Genomic DNA, 2,644 nt, shown 5'->3' with positions numbered 1-2,644 from the left:
TGTCACCTCTCACCGTTTTCGAGCCAATCCGTTTCCGGCATATTCAAGCCAGTTGCGGCTGCAAACGGGCATCCCGAGCGAGGGTTAAGCATGGCCGTTTTTCGCGGCGGCGGCAACTGGCTGACGAGGCTTGACCGCTACCGGCGAGAGCTTGGGCGCGCGGTAGGACTGGCCGTCCAGCACCATGCAGTAGGCGTTGTGCCGCAGACGGTCCAAGGTGGCTGAGGCCAGCAGCCGGTTGGCCGGGAACGCCTGGTCCCATTCGGTGAAGTCCAGGTTGCTCGTCACGATGGTGGCCGCCTGCTCGTAGCGCTCGGCCACCAGGTCATGCAGGTCTTCGTCGGCGGGCGGTCGAAGTGGCTTGAGCCCGAAGTCGTCGATGATCAGCAGCGGCACGCGCGCCAGGCTCGCCAGCCGCCGGTCGTACATGCCGGTGGCGCGAGCGGCATTGAGACCCTGCGTCAGCGCGGCGCTGGTCGTAAAGACCACGTCCACGCCCTGGCGCACGGCGCAGTGGCCCAAGGCCTGCGCCAGGTGGCTCTTGCCCGTGCCGCATGGCCCCACGATCAGCACCGGCGCCTTCTCCTGCAGGTAGCGGCCCGTGGCCAGATCGTTGACCAAGGCGCGATTGAGCTTGGGCAGCCGTTCGAAGTCGAACTGCTCCAGGGTTTTGTTGGTGCGGAACTGCGCCCGTCGCAGCCGCAGGCTGAACTTCTTCTGTTCGCGTCTGGCCACTTCATCGCTGACCAGCATCGCCAGGAACTCGGTGTACGCGAGCTTGCCGTCGATGGCCTGGCGGTTGCGCGCCTCCAGCGAGTCCAGGATGCCTGAGAGTCGCAGCTGCTTGAGCTGCGGTGCGAGTTCGGGAACCGGGTTCATGGCGATCTCCTTTCCAGGTCAATGCAGCAAATCACCCTGCTGCGGGGCGAACAGGGAGGCGGCGTCCCGCGCGAAGCGCGAGGCGCCGTAGGTCACGGTCGGAACGTCCGCGAACTCGGCGCGCAGATCGGCGCCGGTGTGCAGGATGGTCTTGACGGTGCGGTAATACGGCGAGTCGTGCACCAGCGCGCGTTGGCAGGCCGCCTCCACGCGCTCGCGGCCGAACTGCTGGACCAGGTGCAGCACGCCCTGTGCGGCGCGCAGGCGCTCCATCACTCGGTCGGCCAGCAGCCGCTCGATCAGGCTCTCGCAGGCGGGACCGACCTCGCGCGCCTGCTGGGCGCACCAGCGCCGGTCATGAGCAAAGAAGGCCTGCGCGGCTGGCGGCAGGTGCTCGCGCAGGGTGCGGCGCTCGCCCGGCCGCAGCGCCCGTGCGTGCGTGGCCACGTGCGTCCAGTCTTCGTACAGGGCAACTGCCGCATCCGTGGCCCGCAGCCACAGCGTCTGGCCCACCAGCCGGAACGGCGCCGAGTACAGGGCGCGATCGAACTGCACGTGGCAGTCGCGGTGCACGGTGACCCGGTGCCATTCGCCCAGATCCGGTGCGATCGCCGGCAACGGCCCCAGATGTGCCTGCTCCAGCTCGTACAGCGCCAGCGGCTTGGCGTGGGTGGTGCCATGGACGCGGCAGCCGGCTTCCTGCAGGACCCACGTCCGGGCCTGGGCGTTCAGGTCCGCCAAGTCCCGGAAGCTGCGCGTGGGCAGGAAGTTGTTCTTGACGTACTTGACGCCGGCTTCGACGATGCCCTTCTTCTGCGGATCGCGCGGCGGACAGGCATCGATGCGGAAGCCGTAGCCTTCGGCGCACTGGCCGTAGGAGCGCTGCACCTGCGGATCGTGCACGCAGGCGCGGGTGATGGCGCACTTGGGGTTGTCGATAACCAGGCGCCGCGGCACACCAGCGAACCACTCGAAGGCCCTTCGGTGGCACCCGAGCCAAGTTGCTACGGTCTGGTCCCACACGAACTCGAGGTACTGATGGCGGCTATGCGCGAGCGTCATCACGAAGGCCCAGGTCCGCCGCAGCCGGCCATCGGGGTGCGTCAGGAGCGGGCCGGCGCCGAAGTCCACCTGCGCTGCCTCGCCCGGCTCGAAGTCCAGCCGCACCGTGACGTCCGGCGGCCGGCGTCCACGCAGGTCCACCAGCAGCCGTGCGACCGAGGAGTAGCTGCCGCCGTAGCCATGCAGGCGCACCAGCGCGGCGTGAATGGCCTTGCCCTGCACCCCCGCGTCCTGCCACTCGGCGACCAGCTCGCGCCAGGGCTGGACGCTGGAGACCGTGGACGCCGCACGCCGGCGCTCGCCCAGCGCCGCACCGATGAGCGCCTCGTCAGGCAGTTGGTGCGAGGGATCCAGCCAGCCTCGTGCCTGCGCCAGCTCGCGCACCGCAGCCAGCTTCTGCCGGCCCATGAGGCCCGAGCGTGCGATGTCGCGCTCGGAGTCGCCGGCGCGCAGCCGAACCAGGGCCTGTCGATACTGAAACATCTCGATTCTCCTGCGGGCCACTGCGGTCTCCTCGAGTCGAAACCCCCGAGGGTGCAGCAGGTCCGAAAGCGCCCGAGATGCCCGATTGCACGGCCGAGCTGGCCTGAATATGCCGAAAACAGCTGGCTTGATTACGCCGAAAACGCCAGCTGCCGTCGGCCCGGCCCCCTGGCCTGATTACGCCGAAAACGAAGTGGCCTGATTACGGTGGAAAGTGACA

2 protein-coding genes are annotated in these 2,644 nt (G+C 68.5%); both read right to left on the bottom strand.

Annotation, left to right across the window (positions count from 1 at the left end):
* Positions 1-84 precede the first annotated feature (84 nt).
* On the bottom strand, positions 85-879 hold the full coding sequence (istB, locus tag RAMLITH_RS25415) for an IS21-like element helper ATPase IstB (protein WP_168110271.1): 795 nt from the start codon (positions 877-879) through the stop codon (positions 85-87).
* Positions 880-897: 18 nt separating this feature from the next.
* Entirely contained in the window at positions 898-2,424 is a 1,527-nt protein-coding gene (gene istA, locus RAMLITH_RS25410; protein WP_168110270.1) for an IS21 family transposase, read from the bottom strand.
* Between the last annotated feature and the right edge of the window lie 220 nt (positions 2,425-2,644).

It is taken from the genome of Ramlibacter lithotrophicus, assembly GCF_012184415.1.
GTDB lineage: Bacteria > Pseudomonadota > Gammaproteobacteria > Burkholderiales > Burkholderiaceae_C > Ramlibacter > Ramlibacter lithotrophicus.
The sequence above is the reverse complement of the archived record's forward strand: the minus strand, read 5'-3'. Positions and strand labels throughout refer to the sequence as shown.

Bases quoted from the DNA above. Each gene is read 5' to 3' on its own strand.
- istB (WP_168110271.1), bottom strand. From the start codon at position 879: ATGAACCCGGTTCCCGAACTCGCACCGCAGCTCAAGCAGCTGCGACTC.
- istA (WP_168110270.1), bottom strand. From the start codon at position 2,424: ATGTTTCAGTATCGACAGGCCCTGGTTCGGCTGCGCGCCGGCGACTCC.